This window comes from Agrococcus beijingensis (genome assembly GCF_030758955.1).
Lineage (GTDB): Bacteria > Actinomycetota > Actinomycetes > Actinomycetales > Microbacteriaceae > Agrococcus > Agrococcus beijingensis.
In genome coordinates, this window is record NZ_CP132360.1 from 2,806,892 (window position 1) to 2,832,318 (window position 25,427).

19 protein-coding genes, 1 tRNA gene and 3 pseudogenes are annotated in these 25,427 nt (G+C 64.0%); 13 read left to right on the top strand and 10 right to left on the bottom strand.

Features of this window, described 5'->3' with window-relative positions; genetic code table 11:
* Window positions 1-610: 610 nt before the first annotated feature.
* A complete protein-coding gene (gene mobF, locus Q9250_RS13765; RefSeq protein WP_272027553.1) occupies window positions 611-4,081 on the top strand; it encodes a MobF family relaxase in 3,471 nt (1,156 codons plus the stop codon).
* A 65-nt stretch (window positions 4,082-4,146) separates the two neighbouring features.
* Here mobF and Q9250_RS13770 read toward each other — a convergent pair whose 3' ends face one another.
* Together Q9250_RS13770 and Q9250_RS14235 are read right to left on the bottom strand one after the other, a co-directional pair.
* Window positions 4,147-4,743, bottom strand: a complete 597-nt coding sequence (locus tag Q9250_RS13770; RefSeq protein WP_306232469.1) for a helix-turn-helix transcriptional regulator — start codon at window positions 4,741-4,743, stop codon at window positions 4,147-4,149.
* A 207-nt stretch (window positions 4,744-4,950) separates the two neighbouring features.
* Window positions 4,951-5,112 (bottom strand): annotated as a pseudogene (locus tag Q9250_RS14235) (HTH domain-containing protein); the annotation flags it as partial.
* A gap of 80 nt (window positions 5,113-5,192) precedes the next feature.
* Between Q9250_RS14235 and Q9250_RS13775 the strand changes: the two are divergent.
* The 3 genes from Q9250_RS13775 to Q9250_RS13785 all read left to right on the top strand — a co-directional run bounded on the left by Q9250_RS13775 (window position 5,193) and on the right by Q9250_RS13785 (window position 7,309).
* The gene (locus Q9250_RS13775; RefSeq protein ID WP_166232725.1) at window positions 5,193-6,053 is read left to right on the top strand and encodes an NAD(P)H-binding protein; all 861 of its coding nucleotides are present in this window, start codon (window positions 5,193-5,195) and stop codon (window positions 6,051-6,053) included.
* A 40-nt stretch (window positions 6,054-6,093) separates the two neighbouring features.
* Window positions 6,094-6,414 (top strand): helix-turn-helix domain-containing protein, encoded by a 321-nt coding sequence (locus Q9250_RS13780; RefSeq protein ID WP_272027555.1) that lies wholly within the window; start codon window positions 6,094-6,096, stop codon window positions 6,412-6,414.
* Window positions 6,415-6,775: 361 nt separating this feature from the next.
* Window positions 6,776-7,309 carry an AAA family ATPase gene (locus tag Q9250_RS13785; RefSeq protein WP_166232729.1) on the top strand — a complete coding sequence of 178 codons (534 nt, stop codon included), beginning with the start codon at window positions 6,776-6,778 and terminating at the stop codon, window positions 7,307-7,309.
* A 190-nt stretch (window positions 7,310-7,499) separates the two neighbouring features.
* On the opposite strand, the gene Q9250_RS13790 is transcribed toward Q9250_RS13785, so the two are convergent.
* The gene (locus tag Q9250_RS13790) at window positions 7,500-8,033 is read right to left on the bottom strand and encodes a helix-turn-helix domain-containing protein (RefSeq protein ID WP_166232731.1); all 534 of its coding nucleotides are present in this window, start codon (window positions 8,031-8,033) and stop codon (window positions 7,500-7,502) included.
* A 75-nt stretch (window positions 8,034-8,108) separates the two neighbouring features.
* Between Q9250_RS13790 and Q9250_RS13795 the strand changes: the two genes are divergently transcribed.
* The 5 genes from Q9250_RS13795 (at window position 8,109) to Q9250_RS13815 (ending at window position 10,969) form a co-directional block, all read left to right on the top strand.
* The gene (locus Q9250_RS13795; protein ID WP_166232733.1) at window positions 8,109-8,468 is read left to right on the top strand and encodes a hypothetical protein; all 360 of its coding nucleotides are present in this window, start codon (window positions 8,109-8,111) and stop codon (window positions 8,466-8,468) included.
* Window positions 8,465-9,181 carry an ABC transporter ATP-binding protein gene (locus Q9250_RS13800; RefSeq protein ID WP_166232735.1) on the top strand — a complete coding sequence of 239 codons (717 nt, stop codon included), beginning with the start codon at window positions 8,465-8,467 and terminating at the stop codon, window positions 9,179-9,181. Before Q9250_RS13795 ends, Q9250_RS13800 begins: the two co-directional genes overlap by 4 nt.
* A complete protein-coding gene (locus Q9250_RS13805) occupies window positions 9,181-9,975 on the top strand; it encodes an ABC transporter permease (protein WP_083311052.1) in 795 nt (264 codons plus the stop codon). Before Q9250_RS13800 ends, Q9250_RS13805 begins: the two co-directional genes overlap by 1 nt.
* Before the next feature lie 155 nt (window positions 9,976-10,130).
* Entirely contained in the window at window positions 10,131-10,541 is a 411-nt protein-coding gene (locus tag Q9250_RS13810; protein ID WP_166232737.1) for a DUF3224 domain-containing protein, read from the top strand.
* Between the two features lie 95 nt (window positions 10,542-10,636).
* Complete coding sequence (locus tag Q9250_RS13815) at window positions 10,637-10,969, top strand: phosphotransferase-like protein (protein ID WP_306232472.1); 333 nt, start codon at window positions 10,637-10,639, stop codon at window positions 10,967-10,969.
* Here Q9250_RS13815 and Q9250_RS13820 read toward each other — a convergent pair.
* Both Q9250_RS13820 and Q9250_RS14240 read right to left on the bottom strand, forming a co-directional pair.
* The gene (locus Q9250_RS13820) at window positions 10,934-11,371 is read right to left on the bottom strand and encodes a helix-turn-helix transcriptional regulator (protein WP_306232473.1); all 438 of its coding nucleotides are present in this window, start codon (window positions 11,369-11,371) and stop codon (window positions 10,934-10,936) included. The genes Q9250_RS13815 and Q9250_RS13820 overlap by 36 nt on opposite strands.
* A gap of 54 nt (window positions 11,372-11,425) precedes the next feature.
* Window positions 11,426-11,653, bottom strand: a pseudogene (locus tag Q9250_RS14240) (HTH domain-containing protein); the annotation flags it as partial.
* Between Q9250_RS14240 and Q9250_RS13825 the strand changes: the two are divergent.
* Window positions 11,652-13,967 carry an excinuclease ABC subunit UvrA gene (locus Q9250_RS13825; RefSeq protein WP_206079967.1) on the top strand — a complete coding sequence of 772 codons (2,316 nt, stop codon included), beginning with the start codon at window positions 11,652-11,654 and terminating at the stop codon, window positions 13,965-13,967. The pseudogene Q9250_RS14240 and the gene Q9250_RS13825 sit on opposite strands and share 2 nt — an antisense overlap.
* A gap of 446 nt (window positions 13,968-14,413) precedes the next feature.
* A complete protein-coding gene (locus tag Q9250_RS13830) occupies window positions 14,414-15,115 on the top strand; it encodes a hypothetical protein (protein WP_206079966.1) in 702 nt (233 codons plus the stop codon).
* 298 nt (window positions 15,116-15,413) lie between these two features.
* Here Q9250_RS13830 and Q9250_RS13835 read toward each other — a convergent pair whose 3' ends face one another.
* The gene (locus tag Q9250_RS13835) at window positions 15,414-16,982 is read right to left on the bottom strand and encodes a recombinase family protein (protein WP_166232719.1); all 1,569 of its coding nucleotides are present in this window, start codon (window positions 16,980-16,982) and stop codon (window positions 15,414-15,416) included.
* Window positions 16,983-17,030: 48 nt separating this feature from the next.
* Here Q9250_RS13835 and Q9250_RS13840 point away from each other — a divergent pair.
* Window positions 17,031-18,044 (top strand): annotated as a pseudogene (locus Q9250_RS13840) (C-terminal helicase domain-containing protein); the annotation flags it as partial.
* 153 nt (window positions 18,045-18,197) lie between these two features.
* Window positions 18,198-18,554, top strand: coding sequence for a hypothetical protein (locus Q9250_RS13845; protein WP_024355920.1), 357 nt, complete (start codon window positions 18,198-18,200; stop codon window positions 18,552-18,554).
* A 1,601-nt stretch (window positions 18,555-20,155) separates the two neighbouring features.
* On the opposite strand, the gene Q9250_RS13850 is transcribed toward Q9250_RS13845, so the two are convergent.
* From Q9250_RS13850 to Q9250_RS13865, 4 genes are all read right to left on the bottom strand, one after another.
* Window positions 20,156-20,395: a hypothetical protein gene (locus tag Q9250_RS13850; RefSeq protein ID WP_306232475.1), complete on the bottom strand. Its 240-nt coding sequence runs from the start codon at window positions 20,393-20,395 to the stop codon at window positions 20,156-20,158.
* 309 nt (window positions 20,396-20,704) lie between these two features.
* Window positions 20,705-21,121 (bottom strand): HIT family protein, encoded by a 417-nt coding sequence (locus tag Q9250_RS13855; RefSeq protein WP_306232476.1) that lies wholly within the window; start codon window positions 21,119-21,121, stop codon window positions 20,705-20,707.
* Between the two features lie 69 nt (window positions 21,122-21,190).
* Window positions 21,191-21,275, bottom strand: a tRNA-Ser gene (locus tag Q9250_RS13860).
* Window positions 21,276-21,365: 90 nt separating this feature from the next.
* Window positions 21,366-25,307 carry a cell wall-binding repeat-containing protein gene (locus Q9250_RS13865; protein WP_306232477.1) on the bottom strand — a complete coding sequence of 1,314 codons (3,942 nt, stop codon included), beginning with the start codon at window positions 25,305-25,307 and terminating at the stop codon, window positions 21,366-21,368.
* Between the last annotated feature and the right edge of the window lie 120 nt (window positions 25,308-25,427).

A 25,427-nucleotide genomic window follows, 5' to 3' on the forward strand; every position in this document is an offset into this window, starting at 1 on the left:
GCATCGGCCGCTCCTGGGTGGCGCGGACAGCCTTCGATTCTAAGCAGGCGCACAGGCTCGCGTCTACCCCCCGACAAGACTCACCTAAGGTGCTCGCGAAATGGGGCGCATGGCCACCGAGCGGCTACACCACTTTATGGGGCACTACTCCGATCGGCGACGAGCACTTCCATCCACGCACGCTGCCTGCCAATGATCTCCCCGCATACCTCCGCACACACTTCCAAGGCGTCCCCGAACGCACGGTAGTTCTCACCCTCCACGAAAGCGCAGAACACGCAGCCGACCGCCTCTACCGCATCGACGGCACCATCGAACCAATCAGCGAACAGGAATGCCGCTACACGGCCCACGTCGACTCATACGAATGGCTTGCGCTCTCCCTTACACTCACCGACATCGAGTTCACAATCGAATCACCGGACGACTTCCGCGCCTACCTCGCTCACCACGCAAACAGAATGCTCCGCGGAGCCCTCCCGCCAAGATAAGCCTCTTCGTCACGCAGCCCCACTGACACCAGTCCATGTGTCACCAGCCCATGTGTCACCAGTCCATGCACGTATGCCACGGCTGGGCCGTGGTGCGCACCTTCCTCATGAGGCGACTCATGAGGGAGGCCGAGATGAAGGGCGGGGTGATCCTGTTCCGCGGCACAGGTGCTGCCGCGCGCCGCTATGTCGAGGCCGACCGCTCCCGCGCGGACGAGTACTACCTCGGCGCGGACGACGCCGTGGCTGAGTACGCGGTGCTCGACTCTCACGGTGAGATCGCTTCCACTCGTTCGCTGACCGCTGAGGAGTATGAGGGGTGGGTGGACTGGACGGAACCTGTCACGGGCAAGTCGATGGGCACCCCACGCAATCCCGGCGAGAGGTCGAAGGGGTCGCCGTTGTTCGCAGAGATGACGATCAACGCCCCCAAGAGCCTTTCGGTCGCTGCCGCGCTCCACCCCGAAGTGTCGGCGGCGCTGGACGCGGCGCAGCAGGACGCGCTGGGAGAGATTCGACGCTGGCTTGGCCAGCACTCGGTGACAAGGGTCGGGCCGCGCGACCAACGGGAAGTGCTGTCTATCGAGCGGATGCAGGTCGTCGGCATCACTCACAAGACATCGCGGGCTGGTGATCCGCACCGGCATATCCATATGCAGATCGGTACTCGGGTGTTTGCGGCTGGGAAGTGGCGGGCGCTCGATACTGCGGCGTTGTTCAAGCAGCAGGGCGCGATCCGCGCTCTCGGCACCGCGGTCATCGCCGCGCACCCGCACCTCGCACAGACCCTCGCAAAGCACGGCCTGACGCTCGACCCAGTGTCCGGTGAGGTGGTGGAGTTGCAGCCATTCAACGGGGTGATGTCGAAGCGTTCGGCCCAGATCAGACGCAACCTTGACCGCCTCGAAACCGAATGGGAGCAGCAGCATCCCGGAGAGGGGCTCGGCCCGGTGATGACAGCGCGGCTGCAAGGCATCGCCTGGACACACGAACGGCCTGGAAAGAAGCCCGCTGACTTGAAGAATGAGCAGTGGTGGGTGCAGGAACTCGCCGACGCCGGATACGACCCCGCTGCGCGTCAACGCCGCACCGTGCAGCGTTCGGTGTTGTTGGATGATCTTGCGGTGCAGGAGGTTGCATCCCGTGCGCTGGATCGCTGCGCCGCTGCATCATCGGCATGGACGAGGCACACAGTGCAGGAGCACGTCACCCGCATCACCACCGAACACGGCGTACGAGCGACCCCCGCTGAGTTGCGCGAGTTCATCACGATGGCGACCGTGCTGGCGGTCTCGGATTGCTTCTCCGTGCTCCCACCGGATGCGGCGATGCCGGAGCATGTCGCGCACCTGACCAGCCTCACCGTGGTCGCCGCCGAAACCGCGCTCCGCGACCAACTCACTGCCAGCACACCGAAGCAAGAGCCCGCCCACCCGGAGGTGACCGAGGCCGCACGCGCGGCGGGGCTGGATGACGGGCAGGCGGTCGCTGCTGCTGCGGTTGCGTCGTCTGATCCGTTGGTGATCGTAGAGGGCGCTGCGGGGAGCGGGAAGACGACGATGCTGCGCACCGCCATCGACGTCTCCGCCGAGCACGGGCGGGGATCGCGGGTGGTTGCGCCGACGCTGCGCGCGGCGCAGGTCGCGCACGACGAACTCGGCATACCCGCCACGAGCGTTGCAGCACTCGTGCACGCGCACGGATGGAGATGGAACCGCGACGGCGTATGGACACGCCTCACTCGCGGCGACACCGACCCCGACACCGGGCGAACCTACACCGGCCCGCCGAAAGAGGCGCGGCTGTTGCGAGGTGAGCGGGTGATTGTGGACGAGGCCGGGATGCTCGACCAAGACACCGCCCACGCCCTCCTCACTGTGACCGCCGAGGCAGGCGCAACTATCGCGCTCGTCGGCGACCGCGCCCAGTTGCCCGCCGTCGGCCGGGGTGGTGTGCTCGACATGGCCGCCCAGATCAGAGGCCGCACCTACGATATGACTGAACTGCACCGGTTCGCTAACGCTGCATACGCGGCCCTCACGTTGACGATGCGCGACCGTGAGAACCCCGGCGACGTGTTCGACCGGCTCACCGCGATGGGGCTGGTGACGCTGCACCTGGACGAGGAGCAGGCCCGCGACCAAATCACGGAGCACGCTACCCAAGGTGATGCGATTACGGTCGCCTCGAACGACGAAGCCGCTGCCCTGAACGAGCGCATCCGCACAGGACGGGTCGAGCGTGGTGAGGTCGATGACACGATCACAGTGACTGGCAGCGATGAACTGCCTATCGGTCGGGGGGATCTGATCCAGACGCGGAAGAACGACACCGCGCTTGACGTGGCGAACCGGCAACAGTGGATCGTCCAGCACGTCACCGACGACGGTACCATGTACGCTCGCGAAACCGGCAGCGGGCGCAGAAACCCGCGCACCGTCGTCCTCCCGCCTGAGTACGTGAGCGAATACGCGCACCTGTCCTATGCCGCGACTGCGTATGGCGTCCAAGGCGCAACCGTCAACGTCTCACACACGATGCTCACAGCGGCGTCGAGCGCAGCAGGCGTCTACGTCGGTATGACACGAGGCCGCGAGCACAACCGGTTGCATGTCATTGCCGAGGATATGGCGGATGCGCGGGCGCAGTTCGTTGATGCGGTGAAGCGTGACCCCGCCGACCGCGGCCTCGACCATGCCACCGCACAGTCCGTCGAAGCAGTACGCGGCATCGTCAAAAACGGCCCGATCCGGCGCGTCACCGAAGAACTCGTCCGACTCGACAGGGAGGCCCAGCGTGCCGAACGAGCGGCTGAGCGGTGGGAGCAGACCGCGAACAGGCTCGACGCCCAACTAGCCGCACACACGGTCGAGAAGGAGAAGGACGCCGCTGTGCTTCGTCAGGCCGAGGAAGAAGCGGCGCGGGTGCGTGCCGAGGTCACCGCGCCTCTCGCGGAGCAAGCCGAACGCGACGGCGAGGCATACCTTGCCAGCGTCGAGGAAGAGAGGACGGCGAGCGCGCGCCTCGCCACTGTTGGGCGGTTCGGGCGACGCAAGGCTCGCGACGAGCACCGTGCTGTGAGCGACCAAGCAGCAACCATCCGAACACATCTTCGCGATGCGTGGGAGGCTGAACCGCCACGAACCCCCAGCGCACTACCCGATTGGGCTGCACAGGTCGCAGAACGGCGAGCAGAAGCCGATCCCCGCGTAAGCGAAGCCGCCCAAGCTGTAAAGGCTGCGCGCACCGAACGAACCGCGACCGGTGAACGTCACCGCAACGAGCGCCTGGCGCTCTTGGCCCACGAGTACGGGCCTGAGAACGCTCGCGCACACCAGTACGGGATGCACGCCCTCAACCCACACCGTAACGCCCGCGACGCCCGCGCACGCGCAGCCATGCTTCGTACCGAGAGTGAGAAACTCCGCAGCCTCCCGGTGAACGATGCCGCCAAACTCATCGAGAGCAAACGCGTCGAGCGAGCGCGCGCGCAGCAACAAGCCGAACAGCGTCAACGGCGGATCTCTTCGCCCGAACCATCCTCGCGTCAAGGCCCAGATTCGCCGCGTGAGCGCGGAATCGGGTTCTGACCCTTCACCTCCTAAGACTTGGACGTAGCCTGCGTCCATTCAGAAGAACAGGGGTGGATGGCTAACTAGTCGTGAGCTTGGACGGCTGCGGTGAGTCGGCGGGCGAACTGGGTGATGTCGGTTGCCATGTCGGGTGGGGCTTCGATTCGGAAGTTCGAGTCGAGGTAGCTCAGTGCTGGCAGGACTCGTTGCCACGAGTCGAGTGCGAGTAAGGCCTCGGTGCGGGTGTGGTTCACCGAGCTCAGTCGGGCATCTTCGTGCCGGAGGGCGTCAGCGACGGCGGCTATTGGGGCGTCGATGGTGATGCGCACCCTGTGGAAGGTCTCGCCGAGCCCGGATCGCAGGTATGCCACAGCACTGTCGGCAGGGAGCGGCCTTGGCTCGTACCGCGTTCCCGTGCTGTGGAACTCGCTGATACGGTCGGTGCGGAAGATACGCCAGTCCTCGCGATCAAGATCCCACCCCAGCAGGTACCAGCGCAGTTCGATATAGACCTGGCGGTGCGGTTCCACTCGGCGCCTGCTGACGTTCTCGCGCGCATCAACATAGCCGAACGTGACGATCTCTTGAGCGGCGACGGCATCCCCGATACTTCCGAGTGCCACCGCGTGAACGCTCGGCGCGATGCGCCGTTCCGCTTCGACACTCATGCGCAGGGTCAAGGCTCTGCGTCGTAGTCGTGCCGGTAAGAGTGCATCGATCTTTCCATACGCACGACTGGCGGCGTCGCCGAGAGTTCCTGGCTGCGCAGGAGCGTTCGTGGCGAGGGTGGCCAAGCTGATTACTGCAGCAATAGTCTCCTCGTCATCGAGCACGAGCGGAGGCACCCGCTGCCCTGCGGCGAGTTGGTAGTGACCTCCTGGACCTGGCCGCGTAGTCACTGGGTACCCATATCCTCGTAGCCGCTCGACGTCTCGCCGTAGCGTCCTAGGGCTCACCTCCAGGCGTGCCGATAGTTCCTCCCCGGTGAACGCCTGCCCGCTCTGCAATGTGGCGAGCAGGCGCAGCATTCTCTCAGTGACATCGGCCATGACATCATCCTAAAGATGCGGTCAGAATCAGACCACATCTCCTGTTAGCGTCGAAGTGAACCGACGTAAGGAGTGGAGACATGACGATAGGGGTAATGACGCCGAACGGACACGTTGGGGCGCATGTCCTCCGTCTGCTCGTGCAGGCGGGAGAACGCCCGCGGGCGTTGGTTCGCAACCCGAACAAGCTGGATCAGAGCATCGCGGACTACGTCGATATTGCTATGTTGGACGCCTGGAACGAACCTACTGTTGTCGAGGCGACCCGAGGGCTCGAAGCGGTGTACTGGGTCAGCCCGACCGCGACGGACAGCGACCCGCTCGCAGCGCACTCCCTCGCCGCACGCAACATCCGCACCGCAATCGAGACCAATCGAATCGAGCGAGTGGTGTTCCAGTCCAGCGTAGGAGCCGAGAAGCGGCACGGTGTCGGAGAAATTGACGGCCTCGCCGCAACCGAGTTGGAGTTGGAAGCCAGCGGCGCTTCGGTCGCGCATTTGCGATGCGGGTATTTCTTCACGAACCTACTCATGGACATCGACTCGATCCGCGGAGGTGTCCTGAGCACAGCGATGGACATCGAGCGCCCGATCGCTTGGGTCGCTCCCGCCGACATCGCTACGGTCGCAGTAGGGCGCCTGCTCTCCCGAACGTGGAGTGGTCGCGAGGTTCAGGCAGTCCACGGCCCCGAAGACCTGTCGTTCACACAAGCCGCGGCGATCCTTTCGACCACGCTAGACGCGCCCGTGTCAGCGCTTCAGCTCAGCGACGATAACGTCCGATCCGCGCTCGGCGAATTCGGCCTGCCCGAGGCCCAGATCGAGGCAATCGTGATGATGGCCGCCGGGATCAGGGATGACTTCACTCCCGAGAATCCACGTACCTACGCGACGACGACGCCCACCACTCTTTCCAGTTGGGCAGCGGAATACCTCTCTTGAACCGATTCACGGATCGTCGTGCGGACTGGCCGTAGCGCAGATGGCGGCGCCTCACGCTGCTCCGCGGCGACATCACCCGTCGATCGCTCAGGCGAGCCGCGTCTTCAGGGACGCCTGCAAGATGACGCCGTTGGCTTACCTGACGAAGTTCCGTATCATCGAAATGGCGCGTCTACTACGCGAGACCGACCTCACTATCGCGGTCATCACCAGACGCCTCGGATGGAACAGCCCAGAGTCATCCGTAACTGCGTTTGCCTGCCATTACGGAGTCACCGTGCGTCTGTCGTCGCAGCGGTCCATCATTCGCTTCAGATCTCGGGCCGGGCGAAGGCGTCGCCCGCGACGCGAAAAGTGCTAACGGAAGTGCTAAGCAACCTGTAGGTCGGGGTATCGCGGTGGATTTATCCACAGGCCAGATGCTGTAGATCGTTGATTTCATGCGGCAGAACGCTAGGTTGAGATTCGTAGCGCGAGGGGGTCGAGCTCAGTTCAACTCCCACGCCGTTGACTGCGCTCAAGCTAGGCTGGTGCACGGCAAACCAAAAGGTTAAGACGTAGCTATGTTTGCTCCCCTACGGGTATCTTCCTCGACGTAGTGGGAGGCCAGTCTGAGTGAGCGGTCACCATGTCGGCTGGACACCGCTGCTGCCGGCTGCGCTATGCTGTCCCCCGATCCGCCTGGAGTCAGCTCGCGCACTGACGACTGATACCGTTGGAAAGTGCTTAACGTAACGTTCGACACTGTCTTGATCAATGGCAGCGTTGGCACGGGGAAGACAACCACTGCCGAGAGGCTCGGCGGCGAGTTGGAGCGGTGCGGTATTCCTGGCGCAGTCATCGATGTGGACTGGTTGCGCCGATCGTGGCCTGCGCCGCCTGGTGACCCTTTCGGGACCGCACTGGCGCTGGAGAACATGCAGGCAATCGCCTCGAACTTCCGGCGCGCGGGTGCCCGCGTGATTGTGGTCGCAACAGTTGTCGAGTCACTGGAAGAGTTGCGCCGCGCTTCTGGGGCGTTGGCCTCGAGAAGGCTGTTGCATGTGCGGCTGACAACGACACCCGATGCGGCGATCTCGCGTCTGACCAGGCGGCACGCGGACGATAAAGTGATCCTGCACTGGCATCTACAGCGTCACGCGGGGCTGGCAGGTATTCTCGACCGAGCTGGCTTCACTGATGAGTTGCGTATCGACACAACTGAAAAGCAAGCCATAGAGGTTGGGCGCGAGATCCTCACTACTATTGTCGAATGAGCGAAGCCGACGACCGGTTAGACGAATGGGAGGCACTCCAGCCGCCCATCGTCTGGTGCGCACCGGAGGGCTTGCTCACGGACGCTGCCGGATCCGGCACCTGTGGCATAACTCTCACGGTGCGCACGCGCCATGTGGGTCGTTTGTCCGGCGAGTGTTCACGTCGGCGTAATGCAACCGGGCTGAGAATTTAGTCGTCGGCGTCGGGGATGAGGATGGTGGCGAGGCTGATGCGACGTTGTGCGTCATCGCGTCGTTGGAGGTAGGGCGTGAGTACTTCCATGAACTCTGTTTGAAGTTTCTCAAGGTCTTGCGTGTCGAGGTAGAGCGGTGCACTTGCGAACCCGAGGAATCCGCGCAAGTCTGTGCGTCCGTCTTCGAGAACCTCTTCGAAATCATTTGAAAGGTCGCTGACGAACATTGCGAATGCCGACCGCAACTGCAGAGTGTCCATCGCCTGCATCTCCTCATGGCCGACGTGGGCCATGCGCTCCCCGAGTGCGAGCGTACGCTCGATGGCACCACGCACCTGTCGTTCGTCGACGACCGCCAAGATTTCGGCATCAAGCAGGGCCGCGACGTGCCGGTACAGCGTGGCCTGCTTCACTTCCGGCAGTGCTTTGCGGAGCTGAGCGGTGGTCATATTGCGGCGGCCGATTTGTTGAATGATCTTCATGCGAACAGGGTGGAGCACGAGGTCGGCGACCGGACGCTCTGCAACCATGGCTCTACCCCTAACCGTTATCACTGTGATAATGTTCTCATTGATGTACCACCCATTGAAGCAGAGGAGAGCGCGATGACGCAGGCGACCTATGGAATGGCTGGCGTTGACGTGCGCTTCCCTGGCTGGGAGTCCCTGATGGTCGGGCGAAGCTTCCTGCACGTTCCGTTAGCTGCGGTTCGGTCGGCTCGCGTTGAGCCTGGCTGGTCTTCAGAAGTACTCGGCATTCGTTCTGGTTTCGTCGTGTCCGGCTATCGCAAGCTCGGCACCTTCACTCACCCCTCGGGTGTCCGGCGACTGGTGTCGATGAAACGGGGCATGCCCCTCCTTCGCCTTCACACGGTTCGTGACGAGACCGGGTTCGACGAGATCCTCCTCAGCACCGATGACGCGGAGAGCATCGCGCACAACATTCAGGCAGGCGTCGCACGATGAGCCGTGCGCCGATTGAGATCCAGGGTCTTCGTAAGAGCTTCGGTGCTGTTGACGCAGTATCGGAGGCCACGTTCATAGCGGCGTCAGGCCGGGTCACGGGCTTCCTGGGCCCGAACGGTGCAGGGAAAACGACGACGCTACGCATACTGCTAGGGCTGACCCGACCGTCCAGAGGAACGGCACTTGTGCAGGGAAAGCGCTATCGAGATCACCCCCACCCGGCACGCATTGTCGGGGCGGTGGTGGATATTGCGGGCGCGCATCCGAGGATGACCGCCAGGCAGCACTTGCTCACTTACAGTGCGCTGTCCGGGCTTTCTCGGACACGAATCGAAGCGGTGCTCGAACAGGTGGGCGCGACCGCTTTCGCTGACCGTCGCATCGGCACGTTCTCGACCGGAATGCGCCAGCGGCTCTCGCTTGCGACGGCGCTTCTGGGCGACCCAGAGATCCTCGTGCTCGATGAACCCTCCAATGGCTTAGACCCGGGGGGTATCGTTTGGCTGAGAACGTTCCTCCAAGAGTTCGCGAGATCAGGGCGCACCGTCTTGTTGTCCAGCCACGTGCTCGGTGAGGTCGAGCACACCGTGGACGATGTCGTACTCATCGATAAGGGGCGGGTGAGGCGAGCCGCCTCTCTCACCGATATTCGCTCGTCAGGCGCATCCCTTGAGGACGTGTTCCTTCGCGCGACACAGGGAGGAGACCAATGATGAGTGTGATCCGCGGCGAGCTCATCAAACTGCTCACTCTTCGTCTCGCGCTCTGGACGATCCTCCTCGCAGCAGCCTGCGGCGCACTCCTGACAGGCACACTCGCATTCATTGGGCCGGAGAACGCGACCCCGCCAATGCCCGGGCTCGATACCCCAGATGGCGTCGCGATCGTTCTCGGGCTTCCCACGGTGCTGTTGTTCATCCCCGCGCTCATCGGCACCATCGCCATCACCTCCGAGTACCGGCACCGAACTATTGGCACCACGTTCCTCGCAGTGCCAAGGCGGGGGCAGGTGCTTGGTGCGAAACTCGTCGTCTACACCCTGCTCGGCCTAACATACGGGCTCGCCTCCTCGATCGCATCCGGTGCAGCACTCTTCGCAGGAGCAGCAGCACGAGGAGTGACGATTCCGGTGCCTGTTGGCGAGATCATCCTGCCGCTACTCCAACTCGCCCTCGCAGCGGCCGTGTACATGGTGTTAGGGGTAAGTATCGGAGCGCTCGCCCGCAACCAACTCATCGCCATCGGCATCGTGCTCGGATACTTCTACTTCATCGAGTTCGTACTCATGATGCTCCCCGGCGTGAACAAGCTATACCCCTTCATGCCAGGCGGAGCCACAGCCTCGCTGACGAGCTTCTCCTTCCTCACCGACACTCTCGCCGAGCAGACCTCACTCAGCCCGGCCTCGCTGGCGTCTCCTCTCATGGGAGCCGTGATACTGCTTGCTTACGCGGGAATCGCCGGGCTCCTCGCAATATTTGTGACGTTGAAACGCGACCTGAAATGACGAAAACACCGATCGAACTCTCAACGCTCTTAACGTCACGAACCTCTGAAATGTCGGTATCCTCCGAAGCCAAACGAGGTGCAAGTCGGCGAGCTCAATTCGCCACTCCGTCAGTGGAGCACTTCTAAACGCCCATAACCCATCAAAGGAGAATCATGCGAGCAACAGGAACCTTCACAGTGGAAGCATTCACTCCCATCGAGCCACCCTTGAACGCCGGACCCGAAACTGGCACACCGGTAGCCGTCGCGACAATGGAGAAGCGCTTCGCCGGAGACATCACTGGACGTTCGACGACGCTGTTCACCTACGCACTCGACCCAGCGAGCAATATCGGCGGATACGCTGCAATGGAATCTTTCGAGGGATCGCTTCACCACCGTTGGGGAACTTTCAACTTCACGCACTCAGCGACGACAGCAGGTGAAGATCGGAGCGCAGAATCCTTCGCCATCATCCCCTCCAGCGGCACCGGCGAACTGAGTGGAATCTCAGGCGACGGGGGGATCGCCGTCGACCCCGACGGAACCCACCGGCTCTGGTTCGATTACCACCTTCCCAAATGAACGCCAACCCTGCTCGCCGCACTGAGCGGCGAGACCGCTCGGCCGAGGGAGGTAGCGGGCCTCGACGGGTGAACGCACGGGAACCGGAGGCGCAAGTGATCGTGCTCAACGGCGGATCAAGTTCGGGAAAGACGTCTATCGCACGAGCACTGCAGGAATCCCTTCCCGGAACCTGGCTGACCTTTGGGGTGGATACGTTCATCGAAGCGTTACCCGGCCGGGGCGACAGCCTGAAGTCCGGAATCAGCTACGGCCCTGATGGCACTGTCGTGGTGACGGAGCAGTACAAACGGCTGGAACGCGCTTGGTACTCAGCACTGCATACGCTGGCGCACTCGGGTGCCAACATCATTCTTGACGAGGTGCTGCTTTCCGGAAACGAAGGACCACCGCTACACCACTACTTGGGACTTGACCCCGATCTGTAGATTGCTCATCCGGTCGAGTCGGAAGGTACGCCAGTCGCTACGGGCGCGATCCCAGGAGAAGAGATACCAGCGTTGTTGGAGCCGCACTAGGCGTGCCGGTTCTACCTCACGTTGTGTCGTGTGGGATGTGTTGGCATGGTCGAAGCGCAGGATTCGGTGGGCTGTGATTGCCTCAGCGACAGTTTTCGCCGTGCCTGACTCAGGAAGTGTTCCGGCTGTGCTGGAGATGTCGGTCGTCGAGATGAGGGCGTCGACGGTGCGCCTGAGTTTGGGCGGCAAGATGCGGTGGATTTTTGCTTCGGCTCGTGCCGCAGAAGTCATAGTCTCCTCGCCGACCGTTGCTCCGTTGGCTGCCAGTTTCAGGCTCAGGACTGCCGCAATTGCTTCGTCGTCTTCGAGCATGAGTGGCGGGAGTGCTCGGCCTGCTACGAGTTGGTAGTGACCTCCGGGACCACGGCTGCTCTGGACGGGATACCCGAGGTTTCGGAGGAACTCGATGTCGCGTCGCAGTGTTCTGGGTGTGCTCTCGGTCGCCGTGGCCAGATCGGGCGCTGTCCATTGGCGGCCGCTCTGTAGCAACGAGAGTAAGCGCAGCATCCGCTCCCGTGGCGTCCTCATGTTTGCCCTCCTGCCAAACAGGTTGCGGTCAATACCTGTCCACAACTGATCGTAGCGTTGAGACATGACGAAGATGAGCGGGGACCGTGCTGCGTGGATCAGTGTCGAGCAAGCGAGGACCAACAATCTCCAAGAGGTGTCTGTGCGGGTACCGAAGCACCAGATCACCGCCTTCACCGGCGTCTCCGGGTCGGGAAAGTCGTCTCTCGCTTTCGGCACTATCGCCGCGGAAGCCACCCGCTTGGTAGCAGAGTCGTACCCGCTGTTTGTCCGCAACCGTCTGCCGTCCAGCGGACGAGCTGATGTCGATCGCATCGACGGTCTCATGTTCACGACGGTCGTGGATCAGCGCCCGTTCACGGGCAACGCGAGATCGACCGTTGGCACCGCGAGTGACATCGCGCCCTTGCTGCGGATGCTCTTCTCTCGTATCGGAGAGCCCTGCGCCGGTTACTCGCCGGCATACTCGTTCAACGACCCGTCCGGGATGTGTCCGAGATGCGAGGGATTGGGAACGGTTGACGATATCGACCTCGACCAGTTGCTCGATATGCGGCTGAGTTTGAATCAGGGTGCGATTCGTTTCCCGGCGTTTGAACCTGGCACCTATCGGTGGTCTCGAATGGTGCATTCCGGCCTTGCCGACCCCGAGACGCGCTTATCCGAGTTGCCCGACGACGTGCTCAACAGTCTCCTGTACGCGGAGGATCTGCCGCTGGCGTCCCCTGACCCGAAGTACCCGAAGTCGAGCAACTTCGACGGAGTGATTCCCAGGCTGCGCAACAGCTACCTGCGCAAGACGCCCTCTCGGCTGACCGACGAAGAACGAGCGGGGCTGGCGAGGATCGTCACTCGGCAGCCCTGTCCCGAGTGCCACGGGGCCCGGTTGAACCAGGCCGCTCGCTCGAGTCTCATAGACGGCCGGTCGATTGCTGACTGGTCCGCGCTCCCGGTCAGCGAACTACGGGACCTGGTGCACGGTGTTCATGATTCGCGCGTGAATCCGGTCCTCACAGCGATCAGCGAACGATTGAGAGCATTGGACGCCGTTGGGCTGGGATACCTGAGCTTGGACAGGCACTCGACGACGCTTTCCGGCGGCGAGGCACAGCGGGTAAAGATCGTCAGGCATCTCGGCAGTGCCTTGAGCGACGTTTGCTACATCTTCGATGAGCCCAGCGTCGGCCTCCATCCACACGACGTTCACCGGCTGCTCACGCTCCTGGCAGACCTTCGTGATGCCCACAACACCGTCCTCGTCGTCGAACACCACCCTGCGGTGATCGCTGCGGCCGATCTCGTCATCGACCTGGGGCCCGGGGCAGGGACGAACGGCGGTCACATCCAGTTCGAGGGGACACCCGACGAACTGGCCGCCACCGACACGGCGACCGGTCGGATGCTGCACGAGCAGGTGCGTCTCAACCTCAACCCTCGGACACCGACGAAGTGGGTGACCGTCGAACGTGCCACAGCCCACAACCTTCAGGATGTCACCGTTGAGATCCCGCTCGAAGTCCTCACCGTGGTGACCGGGGTCGCGGGTTCCGGGAAGAGCACCCTCGCCGCCCAAATCCTCCCAGCTCAACACCCGCAGTTTGTCGTCATCGGGCAAGAACCACTCCGTGGCGGGAACCGGTCAACCTCCGCCACCGTACTGGGAATCGCCGACCCCATCCGCCGTGAGTTCGCTCGCGCCAACCATATGGCACCGTCGTGGTTCAGCCCCAACGCAAAAGGTGCGTGTCCGGTCTGCAAGGGCAAAGGCTTAATCACTACCGACCTCGCGTTCCTCGATGACGTGAGCACACCCTGCGAGGCGTGCGGCGGGACCAGGTTCAATCCTCAGGCGCTCTCCGCCCAGTTCAAGGGACACTCGATTGCTGACGTCCTTGCAATGAACGCCTCCCAGTCCCTCGACCTGTTCAGGTCTGTCCGCGACATCACGACACCGCTGGGATGGCTGGAAGACGTCGGGCTGGGGTACCTCAGCATCGGACAAACGACGAACACACTATCCGGAGGCGAACGCCAGCGACTCCTGCTCGCCAAACACCTCAGCGACACTCCCGAACCCTCGAGATTGCGGCTCGTGTTCGACGAACCGACCGCCGGACTCCACGGCTCCGACACCGACAGACTCCTCCGACTCTTCGACCGGCTCGTGGACGAGGGAGCCACCATCACCGTCATCGAACACAACCAACGGGTCGTCGCGCACGCTGACTACATCATCGACATTGGCCCCGGCGCAGGAGAACGAGGAGGCACCGTCGTCTACCACGGACCCCCACAGGGCCTCCTCACCGCAAGCGATTCAATCACCGGGAAGTATCTGCAGTCCACTCACCCCACACTGAACACCTCGAAGCGACTATGACGACGCTCAGTGAAGGGTCGCAAAGCCACGTTTGATCGGCGATACCGTTCTGACCTGATTCCTCCTCCCGCACGGTATTCGATGCTTGCCGAAGAGGTCGATCCATGAGCAGGAAAGCTCGGGATCGCATCAAAGCCTGAACCAGCGTCTGGCTTGACAAGAAGGCTGATATTTCGCGTCCAACGGCGGACAGCGGAGACCCCGACCGCGCCCGGCACAGTGCGGCATGCAGGGCACCTACCGGCTTTGGGTGCTGATGGCGCACCTCCCTTGTGGGAGGCGTCACCGTGGACGAACACACCTCACCCGCTACCCACGATGCTGCGGGAACGACTGGCTCGACCAGCGGCGGTTACGAGAGCCCAGAAGGTCTACGTTCCCTACTAACTCGACTACACGATTCCGGGCCGGGCGCTTGGCGGGGTGACCGTGAAGCAGCCGAACTCATGCGCTACACCGCCACGAAGTACCGGCCACTCGCACGTAAGCACGGGCTGGATGCCTGGGCGGTCGCGTCCGCCGCGTTCGAGGTGATGCTCGCCCCTTCAACGCGTAACGCGGGCAACCCTTGGGCGGTGGTGACGCGTGCTGTGCAGATCACCTGTCACGCGGAGACTCGCGCTGCTGGGATGCTGACCTCTGCCAGCAAAGTACGCCACGCCTCTCGGATGGCCGGGTTCCATGATGCGGTGCGGTTCGCCGAGCGGGAGCGGCTGGCCGACTACCATCCCGCTTTCACGCACCGCGACGACGACCCGGACGAGAGCGAGCGTGAGGCGCGAGTGGCCGCTTTGCTGTCTGCCACGGTCGCGCTGTTCGAGTCTGCGGGTTGGGATGCTGCGCTCGTTGCCGAGTGCGTCGAGCATGTGGCCTACCGGCTTGCCGATCTCTCCTCGCGTCAGCGAGGGGTCGAGGTGCTGCGCCGTGACCGCACGATCCCAATGCTGCTCGGTCTGCCGCCCCGGTCGTGGTCTGCGCTGTTGCGGATCACACTCGGGCATCCCGACCTGAAGCACGCGGGCACGCCGATGGGTGATGGTGTGCTGCTGCGATTACTGAACGGCGAAACGCTGGACGCTCTGTGCAACGATCAGGCGCTGATGAAGATGATCCGCACCGCCAACCCCGACAAGCACGCCGCGCCTTGATTTGGGGGTGGGGCTCCGCACCTAACGGTATGAGCACCCGCACCGTTACCCCCACTGACACCTCCACCGCCCCTGAGCCGTCGCCTAACTCCACGCTCGGCGCTCAGCTTGCCGCCGCCTCGCGGCGCGCGCAGGGCTTCACCACCGTCGTAGATGATCCAGCCGTGCTGACTCGGCTGCGCGGACTCTGCAACGCTCCGCGCCCCATGCGTGTACCCGTCGCCGAGCAACGCGAAGGCCCCGCACCCTGACATGCTTTCGTAGCCAGGAACGCGGGGCCGGTCACGCATCGTCGGGGCTATGCGCGCCAGATGAACTCGACCCGGCGTGCGAGCACTGCCGCGCGGTGCGCGTCTCGGCGCACGTGGAAGTCCTCGGTGCTCTCGTTGCGGCGCTTGGGGACAGCGGTCATCATGTCTGCGGGGTGAGCGTGCACGAGTACCGCTTGCAGGATCAGGCTCGCGGCCTGGTACTGCCACATCGGGGTACGCCCCTTCCACTCAGCCGCAACCGTGGTCATGTCGATGTTGAGCCCTGCGTGCTGCTCGGGCATCGTCGCCGCATGCTCGCGGCGGGTCGACTCGATCCGCTCCGCAATCCTCGCACGTTGCCGCACCCACATGGTCTTGTCGATCAGGCCGTCGTAGTAATCATCATCCAGCCTCGCCAAGCGTTCCCTATCCGCGTCGAGCGTCGCCGCGAGCCCGACCCTGGCCGCAAGGTCTCTGCCGGAGGTTCGGTGTTTCGTGGGGTGGAGGGTGATCTGCTCGAACGTCGCACGCACTGCTTCCTCCACGAGCTTCTCGATTTCGGCAGAGCGGATCGAACGGGTGCACCCGCCTGGGGTCGGCTGGATGCACTGGTACACGCCGCCCCGGTGAATCATCGCCGTCCCGCACAGTGAGCAGCGAATCAACCCCGAGAACGGGTACATCCGCACCGCCGAACCACTTCCGGGTTGGTGGAAGTTCCGGGCCTTCTTCCTGGCATCGAGTACGTCGGAGACTTGCTGCCAGGTGTCCTCGTCAACAATCGCGGGCCACGCCGCTTTCACCTGCATTTTCGAGGTTCGCGCGCGGCTCCCGTCCGGCATGACGGGCCGGTACTCGCGCACGCCCTTGTTGGAGGGGTTGTAGAGCACCATCTTGAGCGTCCGATCCGACCACCTGCATCCGTGGGTGGTGAGGATGCCGCGCTCGTTCCACTCCTTCCGTATTCGGTACAGGGAGTCACCGGCGAGCACCCGCTGGTACATCTCGACCACCAGCGGCCCCGTCACCGGATCAATCGTGAGCGCGCCTGCCTCGGCCCGGTATCCGAACGGCACCCGGCCGCCGTGCCAGGCACCCTCGATGGCCTGCTGTTTCGCTGCCCGTGCGACACGACGGGCAGTATCCGCCGATGACTTGTTCGCCATCGCGACCAGCACCCTGGCCATCGCCACATCAGAATCCGTATCCAACCGGAGCGAGCCGGTCACGGAGCGGACGGTGAACCCGCCGAGCACCTTCGCGTCGATGAGGTCTTCCAAATCTCTCGGGTCGCGCACCGCCCGATCCAAGTCATACGCGACCATCACCTGCGCCTGGCCGTCCGCGAGATTCTTGAGCATGGCGCGGAACTGCGGGCGAACAACCCGCCGCACCCGCTCACCCGAAGAGAGTGTGATCGTGCGCTGCTTGAACGCCGACGTGTCGTTTTCTCGGAATACGGCTGCGACTTCCCAGCCGTGGGCTTCGGCGTAGGCGCGGCAGTCGACCTCTTGCCGATCCACGCCGCGTTCGGTGCCCTCGGGGTCGTCACTGATCCTGACGTACACCACCGCCCGCAACGCTTCCGTGGTCTGTTCCTGCTGTTCGTGGCCCATCTCTCGGCCCCACCTTCCTACTCGTGTGAGAGGTAGGTGCGTTTACAGAACCTCGGCTACGCAGTGACGGCTCATAGGGCGCAAGGCATCACGACCGACACCTCGCATGTCCTCGTTGATCCGTCTACGACCAGGGAGAACCTGTATGTCGCGATGACTCGCGGCAGGCACACGAACCTCGCATATGTCGCCACCGACTTCCCCGACGACAACCACACCACCCCGCACCCGGCGGATGACCCGGATGCGACCGCGCGGAGCGTGCTCTATGGAGTGCTGCAGCACGTCGGCGCGGAACTCTCCGCGCACGAGACGATCATCGCCGAACAGGAGGCCTGGGGGTCGGTGGCGCAGCTCGCGGCGGAGTACGAAACGATCGCGCAAGCCGCCCAACACGACCGCTTCGCCACCCTCATCCGTCAATCCGGCCTCACCCCGGACGAAGCAGAAGACACGATCCACTCCGACGCGTTCGGGGCACTCACCGCCGAACTCCGCAGAGCCGAAGCGAACCACCACAACATCGACGCCCTCATCCCGCGGCTCGTCGCAGCACGCGGCTTCGGCGACGCCGACGACATCGCCTCCGTCATCCACCACCGTCTTACCCGAGCCACCGCCAGACCCGCAGGTTCCGGGCGCACCCGCAAGGCGCCCCGACTGATCTCCGGCCTCATCCCCGAAGCCGCCGGGCCCATGAGCGCCGAGATGCGGAATGCCCTCACGGAGCGACGCGAGCTGATCGAACAACGCGCCGTGGCCGTCGTCGACCACGCCCTCACCGAGCGTCACGAATGGGCGCTCGCACTCGGAAACATGCCGCCTGAGACGAGAGCCGTGGCCACGTGGAAACAGCAGGCGAGAACCGTGGCCGCGTACCGGGACCGCTACGGCATCACCACACGCACGCCGCTCGGCCCGGCACCCGACAGTGACGCACAGAAGATCGACGCCGCACGAGCGAAAGCCGCTCTCGCAAGACTCCGCGACCTCGCTAGTGCCGAACGACACGACGAGCCATCTCGGACTGCGCGGCGCGAGGGCGCGGGCCTGGGCCTGTGACCCATTTCCCTTCCGAATGTCGCCGGTGCGTCGTATCTTGGTAGTTGAGGCGGATTTCTCCTTGATATGACGCTCCTCGGGGCAGGCCGCAAGGCCACTCACACACGCACCGCTTCCGACGATCCGTTGTGCATGTGAGAGGAAACCCCCGTCATGATCCGCGAACTCTGGACCGTCAGCGTCCACACCCGCGCATTCCTGCGCCGCTACATGCCCACCAACATCTTGCTCGACGCCATCCGCACCCGCCGAGGCTTGAAATGGGGTGTACCAGCGATACTCCTCGCCGCGCCCTACCTCCTGGCCGCGAGCACATTCACCACCCTGATCGCAGACGGTGGTCCAGGCTGGCTCAACCTCCTGGTTTTCCTGTGCCTGTGGAACACAATGAAGTTCATCATCATGGGGCCGGTCAGCCTGATCCTGCTGGGTCGCGCACGCCTGCGGGAAGGAGCCGCCGTACGCGCCGAACGAAGAACAATGGCCGAGTCGGCCGAGCAAGCGACCTGACCGGCTCGACTCGCTTCGTGTCCCAGAGACATCGCTGTGATCCTAAAGACCTCCATCTCCACTGCACTGTTGTCGACATCCACGGTAAGATTCAAGAGTTCCCTGTCGTAAACCGCCATTGGAGTCCAATGAACGCATCCACGTCGTTGTTCGGACTGCTGGCAGTGGACATGCAGCGTAATGAGCCCGAACCTAGGCCCCGTCCGCAGCCTTCAACGCTGACGCACACAATCGAGACATCTGATCACGGGTTCGGGTTTTCCCCGCTGGTGATGTCTCGGATGGAGAGCTAATGCAGGCAAGAGAAGCCTCCACCTCCTTGTTTGCCGAGTTAGCAAGCTACCCGCAAGGCGGTGTCGATGGTATTCGCGGGACAGCAACGATCACAGAGACGATTGAATCGTCCGATACCGATGAGGCAGTCACGCAGCTCCTCCTAAGTTACGTCGGGCCTCGTTGAGTTCCAGAGCACCCATCCTCATCGGTGAACGTGATGATCCTCATATCGCAGCTGTCGAGGATGCCCTCATAAGATGCGGAAATCGCCCACTGATCTTCGACCTTGAGTCAGTCATGAGCGATGGTCTTTCGTTAAGCGATGAAGGTTACGCCGTGAAAATTGACGGCGCTTGGCGCGACCTCACCGATGCGCGATTTGGGTGGTTACGACGTCTTCACCGGGCAGACTGGGGTCTTGGCATCGAAGCAGGCTCACTGAGAGCTTTGGAGCTTGGCACTTGGTATTCGGCGTACTCATGGCTTCTGGACGACTCCAAAGTAAGTTGGATAACAAGCCCAGTGGCACTGCGCAGAGCTGAATCGAAACTCTGGCAATGGAAGGCGGCCGTCAGGCTTGGTATTCCATACCCGAGAACCCTAGTGACGACGAGTAGTGAGGCAGTCGCGACATCCTTCTCGAACGAGGTCATTGTTAAGCCTCTCGGTACGGGCCAGTTCATCCAGGACGGTGAAACAATGACGGTCTACGCCGAGTCGATGATGCCTACAGACATTCGACTTAACGCTCTGAACGCAGCGCCATTCATTGTCCAGGAACGGATACCGGCTGCTAAGCATCTTCGCGTTGTCACCGTCGGCGATCGTAGCTGGGTGGCAACGCTAGATGTTGACCTAACTGCTCCCGCTGACTGGCGGCGGCGTTCACGCAATCATTCTGCGTTCAAAGAAGCCCCTGACGCGAGCTCGATAGCGCCCACAGGCGCGCTGACAATTGCGAGTCATCTCGGACTCGGATACTCGAGCCAAGATTGGGTCCAAACGCCTGATGGCGAGGTGTACCTTCTCGACGTGAACCCATCGGGGCAGTGGCTCTTCCTTCCGGAGCGAGTGGGTACTGCGGTCACTGATGCCCTCGCAGATCTACTCGTGGTGGCCACATGAGAAAGCAGACTTTTCGCGACAAGACAAGACGTACATTCGCCGAAGTTCGCATGGTTGTGAGTACGGCGCTGGGTCTCTTCGCTGGCCGGAGAGTTTGGATGCCAAAGGAAGCGGCACCTAAAACGAAGTGGATAGACGAGTGCCCCAAACGGAACCTTCCCTTGGCGCGCTCGTCCTATGACGAGCGGCTGAAAAGCGAATCAGCGGGCATCGAGGCGGTTCGGCGCCGTGCAGAGTTCGCACTCACAGCAATCATTGCGGCCATCGGACTGAGCACTGCCGCCTTCGAGCGACTCTGGGCCGTTGCCTCGAACTCCACCAGCTTGCTCGTCATCTGGTTGGTCGGCGTTCTCATTGTCGTCATGGCAGTTCTGGTTTTTGCCGGTGTTGCCGTGTCGAACAAAGTCCTTGGAGTTGTCCAGGTAGAAGACTTCATTCACCTTCGTGATCCCCGCCGAGAGGAGCTTCGACAGTACGTTCTGGCAGTGCATACGACGTCGAAGACTCGCCGAGCGATGGTCACGGTCTTCCGTGACGGCTTCTTAATCGCGCTAGTCGGACTAACGCTGCTCGCGATCGCTCACACCGTATCTTGGGCGGTTCCCCTGGACGATGCTCCAACGCCTGTGGATGTCAACATCATAAGTCCTTCGCCCGCACCATAGCTTTGAGCGGCGACACGAAACACCCCACTGCCAGACGTTAGAGAATGACGATTCCCTAGTGATCTCGTCCGGTCAACGTGACGTCTACGAAGACGGCCAGTGGGCTCGAACTTGCTTGGCAATGAGTTCTGTCTTGGCGAGAGGGAGCTCTTCAACGGGACCCCATTCGGTGCCGCCAGAGTCCAGGGTTCCTGCGACGTGGAAGTGAACGTGCCTGATCGACTGGCTTGCGGCCTCACCGTTGTTCTGCCAGACGGAGATACCTGGACGCTGGTAAGCGGCATCGATAGCCGTCGCTGCGTTCCTTACCTCGACCATCAGCGCCGCACACTCATCATCTGTCAAGTCGAGAATGGTCTCTCTGTGCCTGGTAGGGATGACGAGAAGGTGCGGTTTCCCACGCTGTTCCTGCGTAACCATAACCGCTGTCAACGTGTTCCTTGTTACGAAGGTGAACGGTCGACTTCCTTTGAGGTAGGCGCAGAACGGGTCAAGTCCCAAGTAGTGGTGTAGCGGTGGTCCTTCGTGTCGCGACTCAGGTGAGACCTATGTCGCGACTCATCACAAGAGCGGAGGATGGGGGATTCGAACCCCCGAGGGCTTGCACCCAACACGCTTTCCAAGCGTGCGCCATAGGCCACTAGGCGAATCCTCCGTGCTGACCGCGAACGGTCAACCCTGCGATTCTAGCGGAGCCGACGAGGGGGCGAGGACCGCAGTCCCCGCCCCCTCGCTCATGCTGCCGCTACGGGCAGATCGCGTACTGCGCGACCTGCGCCGACAGCGTTGCCTCGCTGCCGAGCAGGAACACCCGCGGCTGGTCGAGCCGCAGGCTCTCCGTCACCACAGCCGAGTCCACGCACGACGAGCGCGCCAGGTACAGCGGCGAGCCCTCGGCTGCCGCGAGCGCCGAAGCGGCCAGGGCGTCCGGGAACTTCTCACCGCTGGCGATGTACATCGCCGGCACCGGAGCATCGAACATCGCCCGGTTGACGAGCACCGCGGTGTCGAACCGGTCAGAGCCGGCGAACCGGTTGACCGTCAGCCCCGCGTTGTCGAACGAGAGCTCGATGCCGTTCGACATCGAGGCCTGGTCGCCCATCAGGTACGTCGTGCCGACACCAAGGCTGTCGAGCTGCGCCATCGTCGCGTCGTCCGCGCCGCCGGACAGGCCGTCGACGAGGATGATCGGCGCATCGATGGAGCCGGCCGCAGCGCCCGCCGACAGTGCGTCGGGGTAGTTGCGTCCGGTGGCGATGAACGCCGATGCGGCGGAGTCGAAGGCGTAGTCGGCGATGAGACGGCTCGTCTCATACCGGTCTGCGCCCGCGACGCGGTCGACGGTGGTCGCCATGGGCTCGAGCGCGTCCGCGACCGCGGCCGACAGCGTGGGCTCTCCACCCACGATGACGACGCGCTCGGGCGCGAGTCGCTCGATCTCCGCTGCGACCGCTCCGTTCAGGCCCCAGCTCGGCGTGAGCAGCAGCGGGCCGCCCTCGTGCGCAGCGGCGGGACCGGCAGCCAGGCCGTCGGGGAAGTTCTCGCCGCTGGCCACGTAGACGACGGGAGCGCCATCCGGGTAGCCCTGCTGCGAGATCTCGACCGCGGTCTCGTACCGGTCGTCGCCGGCGAGCCGGTCGGGCGCCGGCATCGTGACGTCGCCGGTCGTCACGCGCACGATGGTGCGAACGTCCGTGCCGGTGTACTCGATGATGCCGAGGTACTCGGAGTCGACGTCCAGGCCGTTCCACTTGGCCGAGTACGTGAACTCCTCGCCGATGGCGGCGTCGACCGAAGACGGCTCCGCGCGGAACGAGCCCTGCTGCTGACCGTCGCCGACACCGACGTGGTCGAGCGTGAAGGTCGCCGGCGCGCCGGCCTCACCCGTGGCGAAGACGTCGACGAAGGCGATGTAGTCGCCCGCGACCGGTGCCTCGATGAGGAGCTCCTCATCGGCGGAGCCGGTGGCCGCCAGGAACCGCTGGACGGGCTGTCCCTGCGCGTTCAGCCGGTAGACGTCCAGGTCGAGGTCGGCGGTGTCATCGGCTGCGTCGAGCGACATGTAGTGCACCAGCTCGCCTGCGGCGACCGTGAACGCGTACTCGAAGAAGTCGCCGGTGTCGCCACCGTCAGCGCCCAGCTGGGCGAACGGAGCCAGGCCGTTGGCGTCGAGGCCGATCTGGCCGTCGATGCCGGAGACAGCCGTGATCGGCGTCTCGCCGACGGTGCCCATGCCCTCGACCCAGGTGGGAGCCGCGACCGCGACCGGCTGCACCGCGAGGGGCGACCGGACGGTGTGCTCTGCGCTGGTCCAGGTGAGGAAGCCCGACGACCAGGCGCCGAGCGGGGCACCGGCGGTCGTGAACGTCACGGAGTAGTCGAGCGACTGCCCGGCCTCCGTGAACACCAGCGAAGCGGGCGACACGTCGACCGTGACACCCGGGACGCCCTCGACGGACGGCGCGTACGTGCCGGCCTCGAGTGCCGTGACCGTGCGCGTCACCGTCTGGGTGCCCGCGAGCGAGCCGATCCCGATCGAGGCGATGTTCAGGTCGCTGGCGTCGATCGGGCTGCCCACCCACTCGTCGGGCAGGATGTAGCCGAGCCCGCGGAGGTAGCCGTACCAGTCGGCCGTGCCGTTCTCGTAGATGAGTCCGGCGTCCAGCATCGACTGCGTGTTCACGAAGCCCGCGCCCTGCGCCCAGACGTCCGTCGAGCGGGTGCCGTCGAGGTTGCGGGTGTCGGTGGCGGTCGTCATGAGCGCTGACTTGACCTCTGCCGGCGACGCGTTCGGGTGCGCACCGAGGTAGATCGCGCCGAGGCCGGCCACGTGCGGTGCCGCCATCGACGTGCCCGAGAGCAGCTCGAAGCTCGGCGCGCCGTCAGCGGGGTTGGGGCCGGCGGCGATGATGCCGACTCCGGGTGCTGCGACGTCGGGCTTCAGGATGTCGCTGCCCTCTGCCTGCACCGGACCGCGGGAGGAGAAGCCGGCGACCACGGGGGCGACGGTCTCGATGCCCGAGATGTTGGTGGGAGCGAACGACACGACCGTGGTGCCGTCGGCGGCTGCGAGCAGCTCGTCGCGGTACTCGGCGTCGACGTGGATCGTCGGGACCGCGTGGTCGTCGAGGTCGATCGAGCCGGGCGTCACGTTGACGACCACCGCGCCGACGCCGCCGGCGTCGGCGACGACCTGCGACTTCTCCGCACGCGCGTTCACGCCTCGGTCGCAGAGCACGATCTTGTCCAGGGCCTGCGCCGCGTCGAGGGTGCCGATCTGGCAGAGCGCCGCGTCGGCCGCGGTCGCGCCGGCTGCGGGGATGTCGCCCGCGTAGACGAAGGGCCCGCTGATGGTCTCGGCGCCCTCGCCCATGGGCACGGTCACCGACCCGCCGGGGATGAGCACGTCGTTCGGCAGGATGACCGTCGCCTCGTAGTTCGGCACGCTCGCCGCGGCGACCGTCGTGTACCAAGGGGCGGCGTGGTCGAGCGTCGAGGCGCCCGGGCCGGAGTTGCCGGCCGAGACCGACACGAAGACGCCGGCAGCCGCCGCGCCCAGGAACGCGATGTCGTCGGCCGAGACGACCGAGGTCGCCGCGCCGCCGCCGATCGAGAAGTTGATCACGTCGACGCCGTCGATGACAGCCTGCTCGATCGCCTGCACCGAGTCGCTGTTCGCGCAGCCGTCGTCGGTGGTCACTGCCGGGTCGGGCCCGGACCAGCAGACCTTGTACGCGGCGATGCGCGCCTCGGGCGCGACGCCGGACATGGTGCCGAGGTCGGCGCCGCCCGGGGAGGCCACGGGCACGTCGGCGTTGCCGGCGGCCGTGGAGGCGGTGTGGGAGCCGTGGCCGTCGCCGTCGCGCGGCGAGAGGTACTCGCCGGGGATCTGGGTCTCGGTGCCGATGCGAGCCTGGCCGAAGCCGTCGACGTAGTAGCGCGCGGAGACGATCTTCGTCGAGCAGTCGTCAGCCGTGAACTGGGCGCCCGTCTCGCAGAAGCCGGTGAAGGTGTTGCCGTCGCCCTTCTCGAAGATGATGTCGGTGCCGCTGCGGTAGGGCTCCGTGCCGGCCGTCGTGCCCAGCGGGTCGCCCGCGAACAGCGGGTTCTCCGGGGCGATGCCCGTGTCGAGCACACCGACGACGACGCCCTCGCCGGCGGCGTCGACGCCGCCGACCTGCGCCCAGAGGCCCTCGAGGTCGAGGTACTCGTTGGCGGGGCTCGCCTGGATCTGCTGGATCTCGTCCGGGAAGACGTGCGAGACGCGGGAGTCGCGGACGAGCTCGAACGCCTGCTCCGCCGAGAGGTCGGCGATGAAGCCGTTCATCGTGACGGTCAGGCGCGACTCGATCTGCGCACCGATCGACGAGGCGACCTCGGTCTGGCCGGCCTCGAGGTATGCCGAGTAGGCATCGGCAGCGGCGGAGTCGACGTCGATGTCGTCAGAGCCGAGCGGAGCGGTGCGAGCCAGGTTGGGCAGCCCGCCGCGGTAGGTCGCCATCGGGTCGTCATCCAGGACGACGATGTAGCGGCCGTCGTCGAAGCCGCTGGTGTCGATCGGTGGTTGAACCGGCGCCGCGCTCGCAGATGCCGCACCAAGCACCGACGCCCCCGCGCTGAGCGCGAGGGCGGTGGTGAGTGCGAGGCCGCTGCGAAGGCGTGCACGCTTCGTGAAGAGTGTGCTCACTGTGATCCTTCGTTCAGGACGAAGCCCCCGACCTCGGGGGCAGATGTGGTCAAAACTAAGGGTGCGCAAAGGCAGAGGAAAGGGTGCAGGTCAAGCGTTATCGTTTCGTGACCTCAGGAT

Bases quoted from the DNA above. Each gene is read 5' to 3' on its own strand.
- Q9250_RS13810 (WP_166232737.1), top strand. From the start codon at position 10,131: ATGCGAGCAACAGGAACCTTCACAGTGGAAGCATTCACTCCCATCGAG.
- Q9250_RS13800 (WP_166232735.1), top strand. From the start codon at position 8,465: ATGAGCCGTGCGCCGATTGAGATCCAGGGTCTTCGTAAGAGCTTCGGT.
- Q9250_RS13845 (WP_024355920.1), top strand. From the start codon at position 18,198: ATGATCCGCGAACTCTGGACCGTCAGCGTCCACACCCGCGCATTCCTG.
- Q9250_RS13830 (WP_206079966.1), top strand. From the start codon at position 14,414: ATGCGCTACACCGCCACGAAGTACCGGCCACTCGCACGTAAGCACGGG.
- Q9250_RS13795 (WP_166232733.1), top strand. From the start codon at position 8,109: ATGACGCAGGCGACCTATGGAATGGCTGGCGTTGACGTGCGCTTCCCT.
- mobF (WP_272027553.1), top strand. From the start codon at position 611: ATGAGGGAGGCCGAGATGAAGGGCGGGGTGATCCTGTTCCGCGGCACA.
- Q9250_RS13805 (WP_083311052.1), top strand. From the start codon at position 9,181: ATGAGTGTGATCCGCGGCGAGCTCATCAAACTGCTCACTCTTCGTCTC.
- Q9250_RS13820 (WP_306232473.1), bottom strand. From the start codon at position 11,371: ATGCTCGAAGACGACGAAGCAATTGCGGCAGTCCTGAGCCTGAAACTG.
- Q9250_RS13835 (WP_166232719.1), bottom strand. From the start codon at position 16,982: ATGGGCCACGAACAGCAGGAACAGACCACGGAAGCGTTGCGGGCGGTG.
- Q9250_RS13775 (WP_166232725.1), top strand. From the start codon at position 5,193: ATGACGATAGGGGTAATGACGCCGAACGGACACGTTGGGGCGCATGTC.
- Q9250_RS13780 (WP_272027555.1), top strand. From the start codon at position 6,094: ATGGCGGCGCCTCACGCTGCTCCGCGGCGACATCACCCGTCGATCGCT.
- Q9250_RS13825 (WP_206079967.1), top strand. From the start codon at position 11,652: ATGACGAAGATGAGCGGGGACCGTGCTGCGTGGATCAGTGTCGAGCAA.
- Q9250_RS13790 (WP_166232731.1), bottom strand. From the start codon at position 8,033: ATGGTTGCAGAGCGTCCGGTCGCCGACCTCGTGCTCCACCCTGTTCGC.